This window comes from Marinomonas fungiae (assembly GCF_001418205.1).
Lineage (GTDB): Bacteria > Pseudomonadota > Gammaproteobacteria > Pseudomonadales > Marinomonadaceae > Marinomonas > Marinomonas fungiae.
Genome location: NZ_LIQF01000025.1, coordinates 1 through 18,245, shown reverse-complemented (window position 1 = coordinate 18,245; position 18,245 = coordinate 1). Strand labels below are relative to the sequence as shown.

Below are 18,245 nucleotides of genomic sequence, written 5' to 3'. Positions count from 1 at the left end.
GACCGAGCGGGAAGCCTGGCTGAAAGAGCACGGCTACCGCAACCATATTCAGCGCAAAGGCCACCGCCAGAAACCGTTATCGGAGTGCCAACAACGTCGCAATAAGCGGATCGCCAAAACCCGTGCCCGCGTCGAGCATGTGTTCGCCAGCATCGATCAGATGGGGGGCAAGTTGATCCGCACAGTGGGCCAGGCGAGGGCCAACTTTGCGATGACAATGATGGCTGCCTGCTACAACCTGAAGCGGTTGGTGTACTTCCAGCGGGCCGGGATTAAGGCATTTTGAGTCGTTGGTGGCGGCTCAATGTGCCTGATGGGCACACTGAGAGACGACCGCAGCCGGTGCCACTGACCCTGAGACCGGCATGATATCAAGTCGAAAACAGCTGTTCCGGGCAGTTTAGCTGTTCAGGCGACGAGCAGCAGGGTTTTTCGAGGCGCCCTATTGCAGGTTCTGGCACCCTGGGCGATATCGGCACCCATGTGCTCGATTTCGCTCGCTACCTGGTCGGTGATATCGCCGAAGTCATGGCGACCACCAAGACCTGGATCAACGAGCGTCCGGTGCAGGCCGGCGGTGTCGACAAGCTCGGCACGGTCAAGAGCAGTGGCGATGTTGAAAAGCGCCCGGTCGATGTCGACGATGAGGTGCTGTCGATGTTGCGCTTCGAAAACGGTGCTATCGGTAGCATCGAGGCAACCCGCAACGGTTATGGTCGCAATAACTTCCTGACCTTCGAGGTGCACGGTGAAAAAGGGTCTATCTCTTTTAACTACGAGCGTCGCGACGAGTTGAAGGTGTTCTTCAAGGATGATCCTGAAGACCGACGTGGTTTCCGTACCGTTTATACCGGTCCGGCACATCCTTACGGTGACGGCCTCTGGCCGATTCCTGCACTGGGCATCGGCTATGGCGAGACCAAGATCATCGAAACCTATGATCTGGTCAAGTCGATAGTCGAAGACACGGACGTATCGCCTAACTTTTCTGACGGGTACCGTATCGAGCAGATTGCCGATGCGATTCTGAAGTCGGCGCAGGAAGGTCGTTGGGTTTCGGTTGACGAAATCTGATACTGCTCTCGCTGATTACTGCTTTATCTGAGCCCTCCGTCGCTTGTGGCGGAGGGCCACATTCACAAAGGTAAGCACGATGGATACCCAAGTTCATTTAAAAATGTCCAACATCTGCAAGGCTTTCAACGGCATACCGGTTCTCAAAGAAGTCGGCTTCGAGCTGAGGAAGGGCGAAGTGCATGCCCTGATGGGTGGCAATGGTGCTGGCAAGTCCACGCTTATGAAGATCCTGACCGGCGTGTATCGAGCTGATGAGGGCGCGGTACTGCTGGACGGACAGTCAATCGAGATCCAGAACACCGAGGATGCTGAAGCCCACGGCATAGCCATGATCTTTCAGGAGTTCAGCCTGGTACCGTCGCTGACGGTCGCGCAGAATATTTTCCTGAACCTCGAACCCAGGACTGCTATGGGGCTTATTGACGACCGGGCCTGTGTACGCAAGACCCGGGAGTTGTTGCAGGAACTCAACGTTGATATCGATCCCAATACGCCGGTTGAACAACTCGGCGTGGGATACTGGCAGATGACGGAAATTACCAAGGCTCTTTCCAAGAACGCCAAGATTCTGATAATGGATGAGCCGACCTCCTCGTTAACGGAAAACGAGACCGAAGTCCTGTTCAGGTTCATTAAAAAGCTCAAGGAAAAGGAGATTTCCGTAATCTATATCTCGCACCGTATGGACGAGATATTCGAGATCTGCGATCGCACCACCATTCTACGAGACGGTAAATGGGTGCTGACGGAAAGTCATGACAGCCTGACCATTGAGCGGATGATAGAGCACATTATTGGCGGCAATATGGAGCAGGCGTTCGTCTGGTCCGAGCGCCAGTACGACCGCACGGGCGAGCCACTGCTCCGAGTGAGCGATCTCCATTCCGGTAGCCGTGTTCGCGGCGTCAGTTTCGATCTTCACCGAGGCGAAATTCTGGGTATTGCCGGGCTGATGGGCAGCGGCCGCTCTGAAACAATGCGCGCACTTTTCGGAATCGATCCGATCGACCGGGGGGAAGTTTTTATCAATGGTTCGAAAACGGCAATTCGCCGCCCGGACGATGCGATTGCGGCGGGTCTTGCGCTGGTGCCTGAAGACCGGCGGGTACAGGGTTTGGTGCTGGATCAGGATGTCAAAAGCAATATGTTGCTGCCGATCCTCAACCGGATAAAGAAGGGCCTGTTCGTCGATGATCCCGCCGGAGAGGTAATCGTTCAGGACTATGTTCGCAGGCTGAACATCAAGACCGACAATATTTTCAAGGCCGCCAATCTGCTGTCAGGCGGTAATCAACAGAAGATCGTGCTGGCTAAATGGCTGGTCAATGCGCCTGACATACTGCTGCTCGATGAGCCAACCATCGGCGTCGATATCGGTGCCAAAACCGAAATCATGGAAATCATCCGGCAGTTCGCCGATGCGGGCAAGGCGGTGCTGGTGGTGTCGTCGGAACTTACCGAGCTGCTGGCCCTGGCTGACCGTGTCATCGTTTTCCATCAGGGAAGTGTGGCGCAGCAATTTGATCGTAAAAACATCGCATCCGAGGAGGTATTGCAACATGCAATCCAAGGCTAATAGTCTGCCGGCCAGCACGCGCTTTTCGCTGCGTGGTTTCGACTGGCGTCGTTACATCGTTTATGTCGCCTTCGTGGCGGTGTTCTTCTATTTCTCCGTGACCCTTTACGACGAAGGCTTTCTGTCGACTAACAACCTGCTGAATATCGCCCGTCAGACTGCGATGATCGCGATTATGGCCGTGGCCATGACCTTTGTAATCGGGGCCGCTCAGATCGACCTTTCGGTTGGCTCGGTCGCCGCTTTGTCTGCATTGATATCTGCGTTGGCGATGCAGGCTGGGCTCGGCATGTTCGGTGGGATAATCGCGGGCCTCGGCACAGGCGCTCTGATTGGCCTGATCAATGGTCTGCTGATTACTCAGATTGCGATACCAGCGTTTCTGGTAACGCTGGGCATGATGATCATCACCAAGGGCCTGGCAATGTGGGTCACTGATACTGCACCGGTCCCGATTCTGAATGAGAGCTTTACCTTCCTGTTTGGTTCGGGCGATTTGGGTCCCATTCCGGTGTTGCTAGTCTGGATGGTCGTGATCGGCATCATCGGCCATGTGCTGCTGCGCAAAACCGCGTACGGCAGACGCACGCTGGCGGTGGGCGGAAATGAGAACGCCGCGGAATTCTCCGGCGTTAACGTCAAGCGTATCAAACTGCTGGTTATGGTGGGCTCAGGTATGCTCGCGGGGCTTGCCGGCATGCTATACGCCGGACGCATCTACTCGGCGCGCTTTACCTTCGGCGAAGGGGACGAGCTGTCGGTTATTGCTGCTGTCATCCTCGGTGGCACCAGCCTTTTTGGCGGCACTGCAACCGTCATTGGTACCATTTTCGGTGCGTTGATGATCGGCATGATCAACAACGGTTTGATCATCATGGGGCTGGATGTCAGCCAGCAGATGGTGGTTAAGGGTCTGATCATCATTCTGGCCGTGGCCTTCGGTAAAAAAGCCGCACAACGCTGATCGGGCTGACGTGCCGGTTCCGTCCGGCAGGTTATGTACTGCTTGGATTATTTTCAGCGTCTGTTTTGGACGCCTGGGGTTCCTGTTGCCTGAGTTAGGGCGGAACGTCCCAGAGATTGAATGGGTAAACACTATGAAAACGATTAAAGGTCCTGCAATTTTCCTGGCGCAATTCGCCGATGATGAGGCGCCATTCAACAGCTTCGCGTCGATCTGCCGCTGGGCGGCTGATCTGGGTTTCAAAGGGGTTCAGGTCCCGAGTTGGGACAGCCGCCTGATTGACCTGAGGCTGGCAGCAGAGTCCCTCGATTACTGCGATGAGTTGAACGGCCTGGCCGCCGAGCAGGGCGTGCAGATAACCGAACTGTCGACACACCTGCAGGGGCAACTGGTGGCTGTACATCCGGCTTATGACGAGACCTTCGACGGCTTTGCGCCGCCCGAGGTGCGCGGCAATCCCAAGGCCCGTGCCAACTGGGCCGCCGACCAGTTAATGCTGGCGGCCAAGGCGTCCTGCAACCTAGGGCTGAGCGCCCATGCGACCTTTTCCGGCGCGCTGGCCTGGCCCTATATCTATCCCTGGCCGCAGCGTCCGGCGGGCCTGATTGAGACCGCCTTCGATGAACTGGCAAAACGCTGGCGGCCAATTCTCGATGCTTTCGACAATGCTGGTGTCGACCTGTGTTACGAGATTCATCCGGGGGAGGATCTGCACGACGGCGCCAGCTTCGAGATGTTCCTAGACAGGGTTGAGCAGCACCCGCGTTGTAATATTTTGTTCGATCCCAGCCATTTCGTGTTGCAGTCCATCGACTACCTAGCATTCATGGATATCTATCGTGATCGGATCAAAATGGTTCATGTCAAGGATGCTGAATTCAATCCCAATGGACGCATGGGGGCCTACGGTGGCTACCAGTCTTGGGTCGAGCGCGCCGGCCGCTTCCGTTCTCTGGGCGATGGCCAGGTCGACTTTAAGGGGATATTCGCCAAGCTGGCGGCCATGGATTTCGACGGCTGGGCGGTGCTGGAGTGGGAATGCTGCCTCAAGCATCCGGAAGTCGGGGCCCGCGAGGGCGCAGCGTTTATCGGCGACCATATCATTCAGGTCACCGATCGAGCGTTTGACGACTTTGCCGATGCCGGCAGCGACGAGGCGATGAACCGCAAGATGCTTGGAATAGGAGGCTGAACCCATGCAACAGGAAGGTTACGCCCGACCAATACGTCTGGGCATGGTGGGCGGTGGTATCGACGCCTTTATTGGCAACGTGCACCGATTCGCTGCCAGGCTTGACGGCCAGTATGAGCTGGTAGCCGGGGCCCTGTCGTCGTCCCCAGACAAGGCGCGTCTCTCTGGCGAGAGACTGGGGCTAGCAGAGGACCGGATCTATGCCGATTTTCTGGAGATGGCCCAGCGCGAGGTGGAACGGCCGGATGGCATCGAAGCTGTTGCCATCGTGACGCCCAATCATATGCACTTTCCGGTAGCCCGAGCCTTTCTCAGTGTCGGGATTCATGTGATCTGCGACAAGCCGATGACGGCCTCGCTGGCAGACGCCCGCGAGCTGGTGAGCCTTGCCGAGCGCAGTAAGGCGCTGTTTGCGCTGACCCACAACTACACCGCTTATCCGCTGGTGCGTGAGGCCCGCCAGATGATTGCTGAAGGTCGGCTGGGAGCTCTGCGGGTTGTGCAAGTTGAATATGCCCAGGATTGGCTGACCGAATCGATCGAGAATGAAGGGCAGAAGCAAGCCAGTTGGCGGAATGATCCTGCCCAGGCCGGGGCCGGCGGTTGCATTGGCGATATCGGTACCCATGCCTTTAATCTGCTCTCATTTATCACCGGTCTTGAAACGGAGCGCCTCTGTGCGGACCTGAGCTCCTTCGGCCCCGGTCGCCAACTCGACGACAATGTCCATATGATGCTGCGCTTCAAAGGTGGGGCACGCGGGATGCTCTGGGCCAGCCAGGTGGCGTCCGGCAACGAAAACCATCTCGCGATCCGTATCTACGGCGAGAAGGGGGGACTGGAGTGGCAGCAGGAAAATCCGAACCAACTCTGGTACTGCCCGTTCGGTGAACCGCGGCGACTGCTGACCCGCGGTGGAGCCGGCCTGTCGTCTGCAGCGAGTGCGGTGACGCGCACACCCGCCGGACATCCCGAGGGTTATCTGGAAGCCTTCGCCAGCCTCTACAGCGATATCGCTACTGCGATCCGCGCACGGCAACTGGATGACGACAGCCACGCTCAGGGAGGTCTTGTACCCTCCGTTCAAAGCGGAATTGAGGGGCTGCTGTTTATCGATGCGGCCGTCAGGTCTCGGGGTAGCTGGGTAAGCCTGACGCAGGACTGATTTCAATTCGTCCACAAATCGATTTGGTAATGTTCGTTTTGTACCGACTCCGGTAGATGCTCTGGGCAATCATCTAACGTCCGGTTCAGAGAATCCAGAACGATCCTGTTAAGGCGCAATGTGCGCCTTGCAGCTATTGGCTTTGGGCTGCTAAGTGCTGTTAGGTGTGGTGAGGCACTGCGGACTAAATGTCTGCTTAGGGCCATGAGTGTAAGTTGACGGTTTCAGATCAGTTCAAAGCCACCCGCCAATATTTCTGAGATTAAGCATCAATCACGTCTTGGATCGTGACTAGCGCGCGATCAGCTCTTTTCGAACCACGGTAACGTCCTTCGGGGCATCTATACCCAGTCTAGTTTTGTTCCCGTCGTCGACGCATCGGTCAATGATGATCTTGATACTGTCGCCGATGTATAGTGACTCACCATCGAAGAGCGTTATATGCCTTATGGTTAAGTGCTCCGATACAAGATAGGTTATCGTCTTTAAGGGTAGCAGACGTGCTGGACTTATTAGTATTCGGATTTGAGGTTACTTTGAGTGGACCGTCATGATTGACCACCAGAAGCTACAAAAGCTAGTAGGGCAGCTGTATTCCGCCGTATCCGAGTTAAGGCGAGTGGGTAACGCAGCGGCACCCACGGTTGAGAAGTGTCCCCCCAATTTGTTGTCCAACTGGTACCAATCAATAACCTTAGCCAGTCGAACTTAAAGGGTGGTTAGGGTTAATGATGTCAACGAGCTGTGGTTGAAATAAATCCTTTTGCGGTATGGTCTTTGTCTGACGAGGCTTCATAAAACTCACCTGTTCTGCAACTTTTTGGGCCTTATGGCGTATTTATAGCAAGATTTAGGCATTCACTATCTTATAAAAACACTTTGCATTAAATGGGTTGAGAGTTATTCATGGACGACGACTTAATCGCATGTTCCTAAGCCTATAAAGATGATCGGATGGGCCTATTTTAAGCCGACTGAGTAGAAAACCAAGGTTATATAACTCTGAATGAATACATTATGAATGTTAAGCTCTTATATATTTGTTTCCGATAATAGGAATTACCGGAAATAAAATCATGCAGGTAGCTCTACTATGCGCCCTCTTTCTCTGTTTAGGTATACAAAATCTGTATAGTTTAAATATACAAATATATATTCAGCGCTCCGCTACGGTGCTCTTTGTAACTGCCGAATCATTGTCCCTTTCCAAAACAGAAATTTATCAAGAGCCTCTGCCGCTTTCTGCCTATACAGCACAAAATTTTTCCCAAAAAAGTCCAAGTTCACCTCTTGCAGCTCCTTCGACTTGTTGTACAACAAAGTTATAACTTCGACAGGAGCAACACTAACACTATGCACATCAATCATGCGATACGAGAAATTCTTAAGTCAAAAGTCACAATTCACTTTCCTAAAACTCTGTTAAATGCCCGGTAATCCCCCCGAAAAATAACAGCAGTCAAAAGTAGAATTTTCTCGTAATCTAAACGCAGGAGGTTCTGCATGAAAAAGTCACGTTATACCGATAGCCAGATCATGGCGATTTTGAAATAAGCGGAAGCGGGCGCACCGATCCTGAACTATGTCGGGAGCACGGAATGAGTGCGGCCTCATTCTACAAATGGCGAGCAAAATACGGTGGTATGGATGCATCACTAATGGCTCGAATGAAAGAGCTTGAAGAAGAAAACCGTCGTCTTAAAAAGATGTATGCTGAGGAACGCTTAAAAGCTGAGATCATTCAGGAAGCCATGGCAAAGAAGTGGTAAAGCCATCTGAGCGAAGAATGATGGCTTTGGATGCTGTGGCAACTAGGATGGTGAGCATTCGTTTGGCTTGCTCGGCTTTTTCGATCAGTGAAACCTGCTATCGTTATCAGAGCCAAAACAGCGATGAAAACACACGGATTGCAAAGCTACTGGTCAATCTTACCGTAGAGCAAACGGATTGGGGCTTTGGTCAATGCTTCAATTACCTTCGCAATACAAAGGGCTATCCTTGGAATCATAAGCGTGTGTACCGCATTTACTGTGAGCTGGCTCTGAATCTACGCATTCGCCCAAGACGTCGGCTTAAGCGAAACACACCGGAACCACTGAAAGAATCGACAAAACCGAACCAAGTCTGGTCGATGGACTTTATGCATGATCAGTTGGTAGATGGACGAAAGTACCGTCTGTTTAATGTGATCGACGACTATAAACGTGAGGGATTGGCCATGGAAGCAGGCTTCTCCTTGCCGTCACAGAGAGTGATTCGGGTTCTAGATCAACTACTGGAGTGGCGGAGGAAACCTATAGCTCTTCGCTGTGATAATGGCCCGGAGTTTATTAGCCATGAGTTCGTTAAGTGGGCAAAAAAGAAAGGCATCAGAATAGACTATATTCAGCCAGGTAACCCTCAACAAAATGCGTATATTGAGCGTTACAATCGAACAGCGAGATATGGATGGGTCAGCAAACACCTATTTGATACGCTTGAAGAAGTCCAAGAATATGCAACAGAATGGCTGTGGTTTTACAATCATGAAAGGCCACATACTGCCAACGGAGGTAAGCCACCTCTAATGGCTGCTTAACCTCTACTTTTGAACTGAGTTAAAAAAGGGAGGATTACCATTTCTCTCGAAGTTAACAAAAAAAGTCAGTTGAGCAAGGCACCCCTAAACGTGAAAACTGTAATAAAATCAGTCAACTTTGATAGCACTGCGAATGTGGTATAATTGAACGTTTTGCTGTCGTTTTCTTCGTAGGCTTTCAGTCGAAAATCGCTTAAAAACAGCGAGTAGATGATATGACCCATCAGTATGTTTTTGGTATCAGAACGATTACCAACTTCGATTGATTGAGAGACAAGCATAGCCGTGAAACTAGATAGGTTCACAATTTTGTGGAAACGGTGTGAAAGTTCTTGGAGAAACTAGGCTAAAAACGGCCAAAACAGGAGAATAAGCTGAAACGCAAAAAAAGCTTAATAATTACTAAGTCATTGATTTTAAATTAAGAAATTAAAGAAGGCAACCAAATGGTGCCCTGTACCAGAAAAATGTAAGAACAAGCTTTTGGTATATCTTAAATACCAAGATGAGGTGGTGAGGGAGCGATAGATGAAGCACATCTTTCCTTAACCAAAAGTGCACAGTAAACTTGAGGACTTGATATGAGTTGACTGAGTCTCCTCATAGACAAGTCAGACTCAGATAAACAGCTGTAAAAGCAATATACGCCAATCGCACGTTACAAGCATATCTTCCAGTACAAACCCCAAGTAATCACACAGCAACATATGTTCAGTCAATTTTTTGGCAACGTCTCAGGTAGAATGATCATTTCCATGGAACAAGGCAAGAAGCCGTTATCAAAGCCTGAAAGCGCTCTATAAGAAGACTTACCTTACTTGCATACCCTGCCTTAATTGCAGGAGACTCTCCAAGCCCGAATAAAAATAGATTCCATCTATTTTATTTAAAAATACTATCGATTTGTTTAATTTGAACATGAGACATATTGTTAATCTGTGCTTGATTAACCTTATAGAGGTTAAAGCAATCGAAAACCCAAATAAAAATAAAAGCAATATGAGGCAAACATGAAAAACATATCTAAAAAATTTTTAGTGATTGCATCACTATCTCTCCCTTCAGCCGCTGTTTTAGCAGAGACAACCATTCGCTTAGCCCATATATGGCCAGCAACCTCTGATGTTCACACTAAATTATTTGATCAGTGGGCGAAAAAAATCATGGAGGAATCAAACGGTGAACTCAAAGTTGAGATGTACGCTTCTCAAACCCTCGTAAAAGCAAATAATGCATACGATGGCGCTGTAAATGGCATCGCAGATATTAGCGCGGTCGTGCAAGGCTATAATGCAGGAAGATTTCCATTATCTGAAATAGTCCAATTACCCGGTATATCGTCTTCAGCACTACAAGGTGCTTGTATTTTCCAAACCCTTTATGACGAGGGGGATATTAGTCAAGAATATAATGACAGTCATGTGCTTTTTCTCTTTACGACCGGCCCTGCCTATCTCCATACTAAAAATAAAGAAATTCAGAAGCCAAGTGATTTTGAAGGTTTAAAAATTCGTCGCCCTAATGCTGTAGGTGGTGAAATGCTAGGGAACATGCGATTAAGTCAGTTAGTTAGTACGAAATCACTACTGACTTGATTTACTTTTCAATTTGCTCAAAACCCCAGTTTTTAGCGTGTCTTATCCTCTATTTGAAGCCTTTAAAGCTCCAACTACCGTCATCCAGACGGATTAACCCCGTGCAGACCTTATCATCTGATCCACTCGCAGTATGTTTCCCAGTGCAAACAACACCGCGAGCTTGTTGTCATTTTTTGATAATCCTTTATAGACTACTTTTCGGAAGTCAAACTGGCACTTCAATATTCGAAACGGGTGCTCGACTTTTGCTCTGATGCTCGCTTTTATGTACTCAGTATTGATGGGGGTTTTATTAATACGGGGATGTTTCTTCCATTCCCGAACCTTGCTTGGCATTTCCGCAATCAACCAGTCCAACTTCTTATCTTTGGTTTCCTCACGTTTTTCTACGCCACGATAGCCTGAGTCGGCAGAGACAAACGTCTCATCGCCATGCATGAGTTCAGTGATTTGGTTTAGATCATGTTCATTGGCAGAAGTGGTGGTAAAACTGTGCACCAAGCCACGTTTAGCATCGACTCCAATATGTGCCTTCAACCCAAAGAACCATTGATTTCCTTTCTTGGTTTGATGCATTTCTGGGTCACGTGATTTGGCTTTATTTTTGGTCGAGCTAGCGGCTTCAATAATCGTCGCGTCAACGATGGTGCCTTCTTTGAAGTAGATGCCTGAATCTGATAGCCATTTGTGGACTTCTTTAAAGAGCTTACGTCCAAGCTTATTTTTTTCCAGTAAATGCCTGAAGTTCATAATGGTGGTGCGATCAGGTATTGCTCCTTCTAAAGATAACCCAGCAAACAGCCGCATCGAGGTAATCTCATAAAGCGCGTCCTCCATGGCTGGGTCCCCCATGTTGTACCAGTTCTGCATAAAATGAATACGCAACATGGTAGACAAAGGATAGGGGCGACGACCATTGCCTGCTTTTGGATAGAAGGGCTCAATTTGGTCTTCAAGCTGCTGCCAAGGAATTAATTCATCCATTCGACCAAGGAAGAGTTCTTTGCGAGTTTTGCGGCGTTTACTGGTAAATTCTGTGTCGGCGAAAGAGAGTTGGTTCATGATCGGCTGGAGTCGTAGTCAGATTAAGTCGGCAAGATTATCTCATGTTACCGACTTAATCGCATGTTCCCTAACACTCGGATTACTGATAATCTTTGACATAGTAAGAAGAATACTCGGAGCAGGTGAGCCTCACTCTTGGTTCATGATCGGCTTTGGTTTTATTGCATTAATAGCAAACGTTATTTGTTTAGTTTTAATCAGAAAGCATAACAATGGTGAAGTGCATATGCGTGCAAGCTGGATATTTTCAGCCAACGATGTGATCGCAAATATGGGCGTAATTGCTGCTGGTGTGCTGGTGATGCTGCTTGATTCACGCTGGCCTGACATTGTGATTGGTAGTGTGATTGCAACCCTAATTTTAAGAGGGGCTTACCTGATTATTACTGATGCGAAGAAAGAGCTGAGCAACGCAGAGTTAACAAGCGAAAACAATGGCTGTAGCGGAAGTAAATCAAAATCATGTTCTTAAAGGAGATTGATAATGAATGCTAATTATCTAGAGAAAACAAAAATATTAGACTTTGATGATCAAAGCATCCAATCGTTAATAGCGGAGCGAAATTGGCAAACTTTGGATGATTACAACAAGATTGGAGCTGCTTACACCTTTGTTAAAGAAGAGATTCAGTTCGGTTACAACCGCAGCGATGATATCGCCGCAAGTGAAGTTTTAGCCGATGGCTATGGACAGTGCAATACAAAGGGAAATTTGTTAATGGTTCTATTACGAGCGCTCGGTATTCAGTGCCGATTTCATAGCTTCACGATTGACCAACAGCTTCAAAAAGGCGCTATTCCCTCTTATGTATTTTGGCTTGCCCCCAAATATATTATCCATAGCTGGGTAGAAGTGCTCTATGATGGTGAGTGGATCAATTTAGAAGGCTTTATTCTCGACGAAGCTTATCTAAGTTCAATTCAATCCAAATTCAGTCAAGCTAAAGATAGTTTTTGTGGTTATGGCATCGCTACTACCTGCATAAGTAACCCAGTGACTAACTGGGCAGGGAAAGATACTTATATCCAAAAAGAAGGCATACACGACGACTTTGGCCTATATGATTCACCCGATGCATTCTATGCTAAGCAGGGAACCAATCTAACGGGTATAAAACGTTGGGCGTATCAAAACTTTATCCGCCATATCATTAATTGGAATGTACAAAGGCTTAGAGGAAAAAATGTAAACGCCGAGGCTCAACATGCATAGCCACTCTCACGGTCATAATCACTCTCACAATGATGAGGACGCTTCGAGACGTATTGGCTGGGCTTTTTTTCTCAACCTCACGTTTACCATCATCGAATTTATTGGAGGTTGGTTAACCAATAGTACGGCAATCATGGCTGATGCAATCCATGATTTAGGAGATAGCATTTCCATAGGCACCGCATGGGGATTGAATAAGCTCAGTAACAAGCCTGCCTCTAGCCAGTTTTCATACGGTTACAAGCGCTTTTCATTGCTTGGCGCATTGATTAACGGTTTGGTATTAACTGTTGGTTCTATTTTTGTACTAATTGAGGCTATACCAAGATTAGCTAACCCCGAAATGCCTCAAGTCGAAGGAATGCTCTTATTAGCTATTTTTGGCATGGTTGTTAACGGTTACGCTGCCTATAAGCTAAGTCATGGAAAGACCCTAAATGAACGAGTTTTAAACTGGCACTTGCTTGAAGATGTTTTAGGCTGGATAGCTATTTTTATCGTATCAATTGTATTGATGTTTGTTGAGTGGCCTATACTCGACCCTATTTTATCGATTTGTTTTACTCTTTTTATTTTATTTAACGTTGTAAGAACATTGAAATCGACACTTATGCTGTTCTTGCAAGCGACACCAGATATTGAGCTTATTGAAAATATTAAATCGAAAATACTTTCTAAAGCCATTGTGGGTGAAGTACATCACTTACACATCTGGTCACTCGATGGTGAAAACAACGTTTTGACCGCTCATATTGTTTTAAACACTGAAATATCTAACGAAAAACTGAAATCGTACAAACTAGAGTTACAGCATGAGCTTAAAGAGTTTGATTTTGCTCATACAACAATTGAGATTGAGTTTATGAACGAGCCATGTCGTGACGCAAGCTAATCGACAACAAGTTAAGACTTATTCAGCTTAAGCTAAAATTTATTCGCTTTAAAAATTGAGAATATAAGAAATATCCCCCTAAAATTCTCAACTTATCACTTAAAACATTGTGAATTGCATAAGCCTCCTACAAGCCTTACTTTTAAAGGCTTTTAACAACAATCAATCAATCAATCAATCAATCAATCAATCAATCAATTAAAAGTGTAACGGTGAACAATGACGGCTGCGTGGTTGCACGGTCGCGTGAAGCTAAGTTACTCGGTATTAAAATGGGCGTACCCGTCTTTCAAATCAAAGCTGAAATGCAGCGTCATGGGGTATTTTGGCATTCTCGTCCAATTACGCGCTGTACGCAGATTTAAGCAGTCGAGTGATGCGCACTTTGGAGGAGATGGCACCACGAGTAGAGGTTTACTCCATTGACGAAGCGTTTTTGGACTTAACCGGTATTGAGTCTGCCATATCCCTTGTCGAGTTCGGACAACAAGTGCGAGAGCGGATAGGTAACTGGATTGGGATCACCGTCTGTGTAGGCATTGCACTGACTAAAACACTCGCCAAACTGGCAAACCATGCCGCCAAGAAATATCCCGCCACTCAGGGGGTTGTAGACCTGACCAATCCAGATCGGCAACGTCGATTGCTTGCATTAGTCCCAGTTGATGATGTTTGGGGCGTTGGTAGACGGCTTTCTAAGCGATTAAATGCTCTGGGTATCACAACAGCCCTAGACCTCGCCAACGCCTCTCCTAGAGCTATCCGAGACCAGTTCTCGGTGGTTTTAGAAAGAACCGTCAGAGAGCTCAATGGTGAGTCGTGCATTGAACTTGAAGAGATCCCATCAACTAAGAAACAAATTATCTGTAGCCGTTCATTTGGCGTAAAAGTGACGCACTTTGAATTGTTACGTGAAGCCATATGCGAATACGCAACCCGCGCCACTGAGAAGCTACGCAAAGAACAGCAGCAAGCCAAAGTGCTGACCGTGTTCATACGCACCAGTCCCTTTAAGGACACCGAGCCGCAATACAGCAACTCCGCATCGGGTGAGCTGCTGATCCCCAGTTGCGATACTCGGGATTTTATCGAGCTGGCCAGCCACTTACTCAAGCGGATTTGGAAGGATGGTTTTCGTTATGCTAAAGCGGGCCTCATGCTGTCTGACTTTTACGATCCCGGCATGTTTCAACCAGGACTATTCGATGACGTATCGCCCCACTCTAACAGCAAGCAGTTAATGTCTGTATTGGATACCATTAATCAAAGCGGTGCCGGAAAGGTTTTCTTTGCTGGACAAGGTACGAAGAAAGATTGGTCGATGAAGCGAGAGCATTTGTCTCCCGCTTATACAACACGCTGGGACCAGTTGCCGCGAGTTAAGTAGCGCAGTTGACTCAATACGTATTCACTCTACGACGCAGCATGTTGAGCTTATCAACCTGGCGTCGAACATCACTGAAGAATTCCTCTTTCTCCATGGCCAGCGCTAACTCCCACTCTTTGGCTAGACCTTGGCAGTCCAAAAATGAGTATCTCAGCTTCGTCTTTGAAATACGCAGACCCTTGCTAAAGACCACGCGCTTGCCTCGTTGACCGTGAAAACTGTTGATGTACCACTCTATGCCAAAGCCATACTTAAAGTCTCTGATACGGACACCAAGCAGCCCCCAATCTTTAAAGGGCGCATTCTCACGAACCTTGTAGTGGGTAACCCAAAAGTCATCAACTTCAGCTCGTGCCAGTGCTTTTAGCCTGTCTGTTTCTTGCTGAAGTAAATCTGATACCTCTGCTTTCCATTGTTCATTGACGATTTCTACCAAACCAATTTCCCCATCCAATTAACCCCAAAAGCCAAAACCACTATCCGTTTGGCTTTTGGATCGAAACGCCAAACGTAAAACTGCGGTAACAATCACTGTTTGGCGTCTCGATATTAATCAACTCGCGCAATCCCATACCTGACAAGGGATGTAGGCCGATTTCACTTAAAAATGCCTGAAAAGACGTATTGCCATGAAGATACAAACCGTTTGGCAAGTTCAGGCCAGAATGCAAACGACGTTTGGCGTCTCGATTTTTTTGGCTAGGTCATCCGCCGCCAAACAGAGCCTATTCTCATACTTTTGCGAAAATGCAATAGGCAGATAGATGAAAGGATTTGTCACCTTTCTGCCCACCGCCAGTGCACCGAGTCCTGATAATGACATTTGAGTGAACCGCCAGAGCACTTGGACATACCCAAGCGTGACCAGTGCGGTTGATTGAAAACCGTTAGAGCACTTTGAGTGCACAGGAGATAAGTATGTTTGTACTAGGCGTAGATATCGGTTACTCGAACCTGAAGCTGGCAATTGGCCAATCAGGCAGTGAACCGAAAACCATTATTCTGCCTGCGGGTGCCGGTCCTGCGGATCGTATGCCAGAGCGTATCGGTGGAGGCGATGATGAGACTTGTTTGTATGTGTCTGTCGATAATGAGCGTTGGGCGGCTGGTGTGCCTGCTGGACGCCTTCAAGGCTGGGAACGAGAGCTTCACCCGGAATATCCCACCACAAAGACCTATAAGGCGCTTTTTCATGCCGCCTTGTTAATGGCTGAAACTGACTCCATCGATTTGGTTGTCACTGGATTACCGGTTTCCCAGTTTCATGAACCACAACGTAAGTCTGACCTTGTGCAGCGTTTAAAAGGTGTCCATCAAGTGACGCCTAAGCGCAGCATCACTGTTCATGACGTCAAAGTGCTGCCGCAGCCTGCCGGTGCCTATATGGATCTGGTTCAAACAGGTGGAGATTTGGGCTTGATTGAAGAAGGTCGCGTCGTCGTCATAGATCCCGGCTTTTTTTCTGTTGACTGGGTTGCCCTTGAGGCCGGAGAAATTCGCTACAGCTCATCAGGAACCAGTCTTCAGGCAATGTCCGTGCTACTGGAAACCATTGATAAGCTGATTTCAGAAGATCACGGTGCCAAAGTCGGAATGGATCGACTTGAAAAAGCCATGAGAACAGGCGACTTGCAGGTCCTGCTATTTGGAGAAAAAGTCGATATTTCACCTTATCTGAATGCTGCCATGAAAAAGGTAGCGCCTGTCGCTCTTACAGCCATGCGCCAATCCATGCGTGACGAAAGCATCAATGCGGACTTGGTTTTGATCGCCGGAGGGGGAGCCTTGGCTTATAAGGAAGCGGCCAAAGAGATTTTTTCACGAAGCAAGATCATCGTGCCGGAACAGTCTGTTTTGGCGAACGTCCGAGGCTTCTGGTTTTATGGGGCTTGATCATGAGAGTTGTCGTCAACATTCCCCCAGGGAGCCACCCTGAACTGCTCAAAGAATTAGAAAAGACGCCGCCACGGGAACGCGCTGAGCGTCTGAGGATGCTGGCCACCTTTGGGTTAATTCATATGAGCCAACCCAATCTATCCACGACATCTGCACCGGTGGATGGCCATGCACCAGATGGTGAAGTGACTTCTATGAGTACAGCACCAGAACCCAAAGCAGAATCACGTAAACAATCATTAAAATCGAAACTAGGGCTGGGCTTATAACATGGCGTTATCAGTTAGCTGGCTCGATGCCAGGTTAAATAAAGAAGCAAAAGAAACCGTAGTAAAAGCAGACCGAGATGGGCTAAGTGCTAGGGTATCGCCCAAAGGCAAAATTGTTTTTCAGTTTCGTTATCGTTTCGATGGCAAGCAACAGCGGGTAGACATAGGTACTTACCCACTTATGAAGCTTGCTGAAGCTAGGAATGAGCTGGATAGGTTAAGGGCAGTACTTGATCAGGGCAGAAATCCCAAGCTCTACCTTCAGCAGGAGCGGGCCAAGTATTCTGCCAATCAAAGTTTCGAATCGATTTTTCGAGACTGGATAGACTCTGCCGGTAAGCAAGGGCTAAAGGAGAAAACGTGGCACTACCAAAAACGCAGCAGTGAAATATATTTGCTGCCCCGACTTGGCAAGTATCCATTAACTGACATCAATGAATTGTCCTTAAGAAACTGTCTTCGTGAGGTTTCGGAGTCGTCCCCTTCAAACACAGAACGCCTAGTGTCTGTAGTGCATAAGTTCTATGACTGGCTGATTGATGAACAAATTTTGGAAATTAACGCTGCCGCTGGGATCACTGCAAAGAAAGTCGGTGGCAAGAAAGGCAAACGAACTCGGGTGCTAAACGATAACGAGATCAGGATACTTTGGCGCTATTTGCACGAGTCAAAAATTACTGAGAAGAACCGCATCTACATAAAATTGCTTCTGCTATTGGGCGGTCGCAAGGGAGAACTCATTCAAGCTGAAAAGCATCACTTTGACTTGCAATCTGCAATGTGGACAGTGCCCATAGAGATCCGCAAACAAGGTGAGAAAATTGGAGCGCCGATCATGCGGCCACTAATTAAACCGGCTATCGAGCTGATTGAACTGGCGATGCAGATGAGCAAATCAACTTACTTGTTTCCCGCGAACGGACAAGAAGAGCTTGCCACAAATGGCTTTGATACCACTATTCCTAACAATGTGAAAATTTGGGCTCGCAGGTCGCTTGGTATTGAGATGGAACATTGGTCTATGCATGATCTTCGCAGAACGATGCGAACACGAATGTCGGCCATCACGACGCAAGAAGTTGCCGAGTTGATGATTGGCCACAGCAAAAAAGGGTTGGATGCTATCTACAACCAATATCAGTACCTGGATGAAATGCGTCATGCTTACGACGTTTGGTATCAACAGCTAGAAACCATCATCGAGCCGACGGGCTTTCCGTTCAACTGGCGTTTCGGACAGTAAAAGAAAGAGGCTCAGTCCTCTTTCTTCTCATACTCTTCCAAGTCTTCAATGTGCCAAAGCTTGTTTCGTGTATTTCGGTTGATACGAGGTTGCGGCAAGCTGCCATCTTTTATTCTTCGCCAGAGCGTCG

General features: G+C 48.2%; 17 protein-coding genes and 3 pseudogenes. 16 read left to right on the top strand and 4 right to left on the bottom strand.

Annotated elements, in window-relative coordinates; all coding sequences use genetic code 11:
* From ASC49_RS19140 to ASC49_RS19115, 6 genes and pseudogenes are all read left to right on the top strand, one after another.
* Positions 1–286, top strand: a 286-nt coding sequence (locus ASC49_RS19140) for a transposase (RefSeq protein WP_141656889.1), incomplete at its 5' end; no start/stop codon positions are given.
* A 128-nt stretch (positions 287–414) separates the two neighbouring features.
* A pseudogene (locus tag ASC49_RS19135) lies at positions 415–1,074 on the top strand (Gfo/Idh/MocA family protein); the annotation flags it as partial.
* 79 nt (positions 1,075–1,153) lie between these two features.
* Positions 1,154–2,653, top strand: a complete 1,500-nt coding sequence (locus ASC49_RS19130; protein WP_055464817.1) for a sugar ABC transporter ATP-binding protein — start codon at positions 1,154–1,156, stop codon at positions 2,651–2,653.
* Complete coding sequence (locus ASC49_RS19125; RefSeq protein ID WP_055464816.1) at positions 2,637–3,617, top strand: ABC transporter permease; 981 nt, start codon at positions 2,637–2,639, stop codon at positions 3,615–3,617. Before ASC49_RS19130 ends, ASC49_RS19125 begins: the two co-directional genes overlap by 17 nt.
* A gap of 133 nt (positions 3,618–3,750) precedes the next feature.
* Positions 3,751–4,809: a sugar phosphate isomerase/epimerase family protein gene (locus ASC49_RS19120; protein ID WP_055464815.1), complete on the top strand. Its 1,059-nt coding sequence runs from the start codon at positions 3,751–3,753 to the stop codon at positions 4,807–4,809.
* Positions 4,810–4,813: 4 nt separating this feature from the next.
* Positions 4,814–5,974, top strand: a complete 1,161-nt coding sequence (locus ASC49_RS19115) for a Gfo/Idh/MocA family protein (protein WP_055464814.1) — start codon at positions 4,814–4,816, stop codon at positions 5,972–5,974.
* 291 nt (positions 5,975–6,265) lie between these two features.
* On the opposite strand, the gene ASC49_RS20250 is transcribed toward ASC49_RS19115, so the two are convergent.
* Both ASC49_RS20250 and ASC49_RS19710 read right to left on the bottom strand, forming a co-directional pair.
* Positions 6,266–6,415: a carbon storage regulator gene (locus ASC49_RS20250; protein ID WP_281175804.1), complete on the bottom strand. Its 150-nt coding sequence runs from the start codon at positions 6,413–6,415 to the stop codon at positions 6,266–6,268.
* A 171-nt stretch (positions 6,416–6,586) separates the two neighbouring features.
* Positions 6,587–6,770, bottom strand: a pseudogene (locus ASC49_RS19710) (IS5/IS1182 family transposase); the annotation flags it as partial.
* Positions 6,771–7,477: 707 nt separating this feature from the next.
* On the opposite strand from ASC49_RS19710, the pseudogene ASC49_RS19100 reads away from it, so the two are divergent.
* Positions 7,478–8,552, top strand: a pseudogene (locus ASC49_RS19100) (IS3 family transposase).
* A gap of 1,010 nt (positions 8,553–9,562) precedes the next feature.
* Entirely contained in the window at positions 9,563–10,147 is a 585-nt protein-coding gene (locus ASC49_RS19090; protein WP_055464811.1) for a type 2 periplasmic-binding domain-containing protein, read from the top strand.
* Between the two features lie 93 nt (positions 10,148–10,240).
* Here the strand turns inward: ASC49_RS19090 and ASC49_RS19085 are convergent, their stop codons facing one another.
* On the bottom strand, positions 10,241–11,215 hold the full coding sequence (locus ASC49_RS19085; protein WP_082443890.1) for an IS5 family transposase: 975 nt from the start codon (positions 11,213–11,215) through the stop codon (positions 10,241–10,243).
* On the opposite strand from ASC49_RS19085, the gene ASC49_RS19080 reads away from it, so the two are divergent.
* The 5 genes from ASC49_RS19080 to umuC all read left to right on the top strand — a co-directional run bounded on the left by ASC49_RS19080 (position 11,211) and on the right by umuC (position 14,707).
* A complete protein-coding gene (locus ASC49_RS19080; protein ID WP_211262097.1) occupies positions 11,211–11,687 on the top strand; it encodes a cation transporter in 477 nt (158 codons plus the stop codon). The two genes, ASC49_RS19085 and ASC49_RS19080, sit on opposite strands and share 5 nt — an antisense overlap.
* 12 nt (positions 11,688–11,699) lie before the next feature.
* On the top strand, positions 11,700–12,428 hold the full coding sequence (locus ASC49_RS19075; RefSeq protein WP_055464809.1) for a transglutaminase-like domain-containing protein: 729 nt from the start codon (positions 11,700–11,702) through the stop codon (positions 12,426–12,428).
* Complete coding sequence (locus tag ASC49_RS19070) at positions 12,421–13,320, top strand: cation diffusion facilitator family transporter (protein WP_055464808.1); 900 nt, start codon at positions 12,421–12,423, stop codon at positions 13,318–13,320. The genes ASC49_RS19075 and ASC49_RS19070 overlap by 8 nt, the downstream gene beginning before the upstream one ends.
* A 230-nt stretch (positions 13,321–13,550) precedes the next feature.
* On the top strand, positions 13,551–13,685 hold the full coding sequence (locus tag ASC49_RS20245) for a hypothetical protein (RefSeq protein ID WP_281175803.1): 135 nt from the start codon (positions 13,551–13,553) through the stop codon (positions 13,683–13,685).
* An 11-nt stretch (positions 13,686–13,696) separates the two neighbouring features.
* On the top strand, positions 13,697–14,707 hold the full coding sequence (gene umuC, locus ASC49_RS19065; RefSeq protein WP_245624785.1) for a translesion error-prone DNA polymerase V subunit UmuC: 1,011 nt from the start codon (positions 13,697–13,699) through the stop codon (positions 14,705–14,707).
* A gap of 10 nt (positions 14,708–14,717) precedes the next feature.
* Here umuC and mobI read toward each other — a convergent pair whose 3' ends face one another.
* Positions 14,718–15,161, bottom strand: coding sequence for a conjugative transfer protein MobI(A/C) (mobI, locus tag ASC49_RS19060; protein WP_055464806.1), 444 nt, complete (start codon positions 15,159–15,161; stop codon positions 14,718–14,720).
* Between the two features lie 464 nt (positions 15,162–15,625).
* On the opposite strand from mobI, the gene ASC49_RS19055 reads away from it, so the two are divergent.
* From ASC49_RS19055 to ASC49_RS19045, 3 genes are read left to right on the top strand one after another with little or no spacing between them, the layout of a single operon-like run.
* Positions 15,626–16,600, top strand: coding sequence for a ParM/StbA family protein (locus ASC49_RS19055; RefSeq protein ID WP_055464805.1), 975 nt, complete (start codon positions 15,626–15,628; stop codon positions 16,598–16,600).
* A 2-nt stretch (positions 16,601–16,602) separates the two neighbouring features.
* Positions 16,603–16,872 carry a hypothetical protein gene (locus ASC49_RS19050; RefSeq protein WP_040523228.1) on the top strand — a complete coding sequence of 90 codons (270 nt, stop codon included), beginning with the start codon at positions 16,603–16,605 and terminating at the stop codon, positions 16,870–16,872.
* A 1-nt stretch (position 16,873) separates the two neighbouring features.
* The gene (locus tag ASC49_RS19045) at positions 16,874–18,115 is read left to right on the top strand and encodes a tyrosine-type recombinase/integrase (RefSeq protein ID WP_055464804.1); all 1,242 of its coding nucleotides are present in this window, start codon (positions 16,874–16,876) and stop codon (positions 18,113–18,115) included.
* The last annotated feature ends 130 nt before the right edge of the window (positions 18,116–18,245 follow it).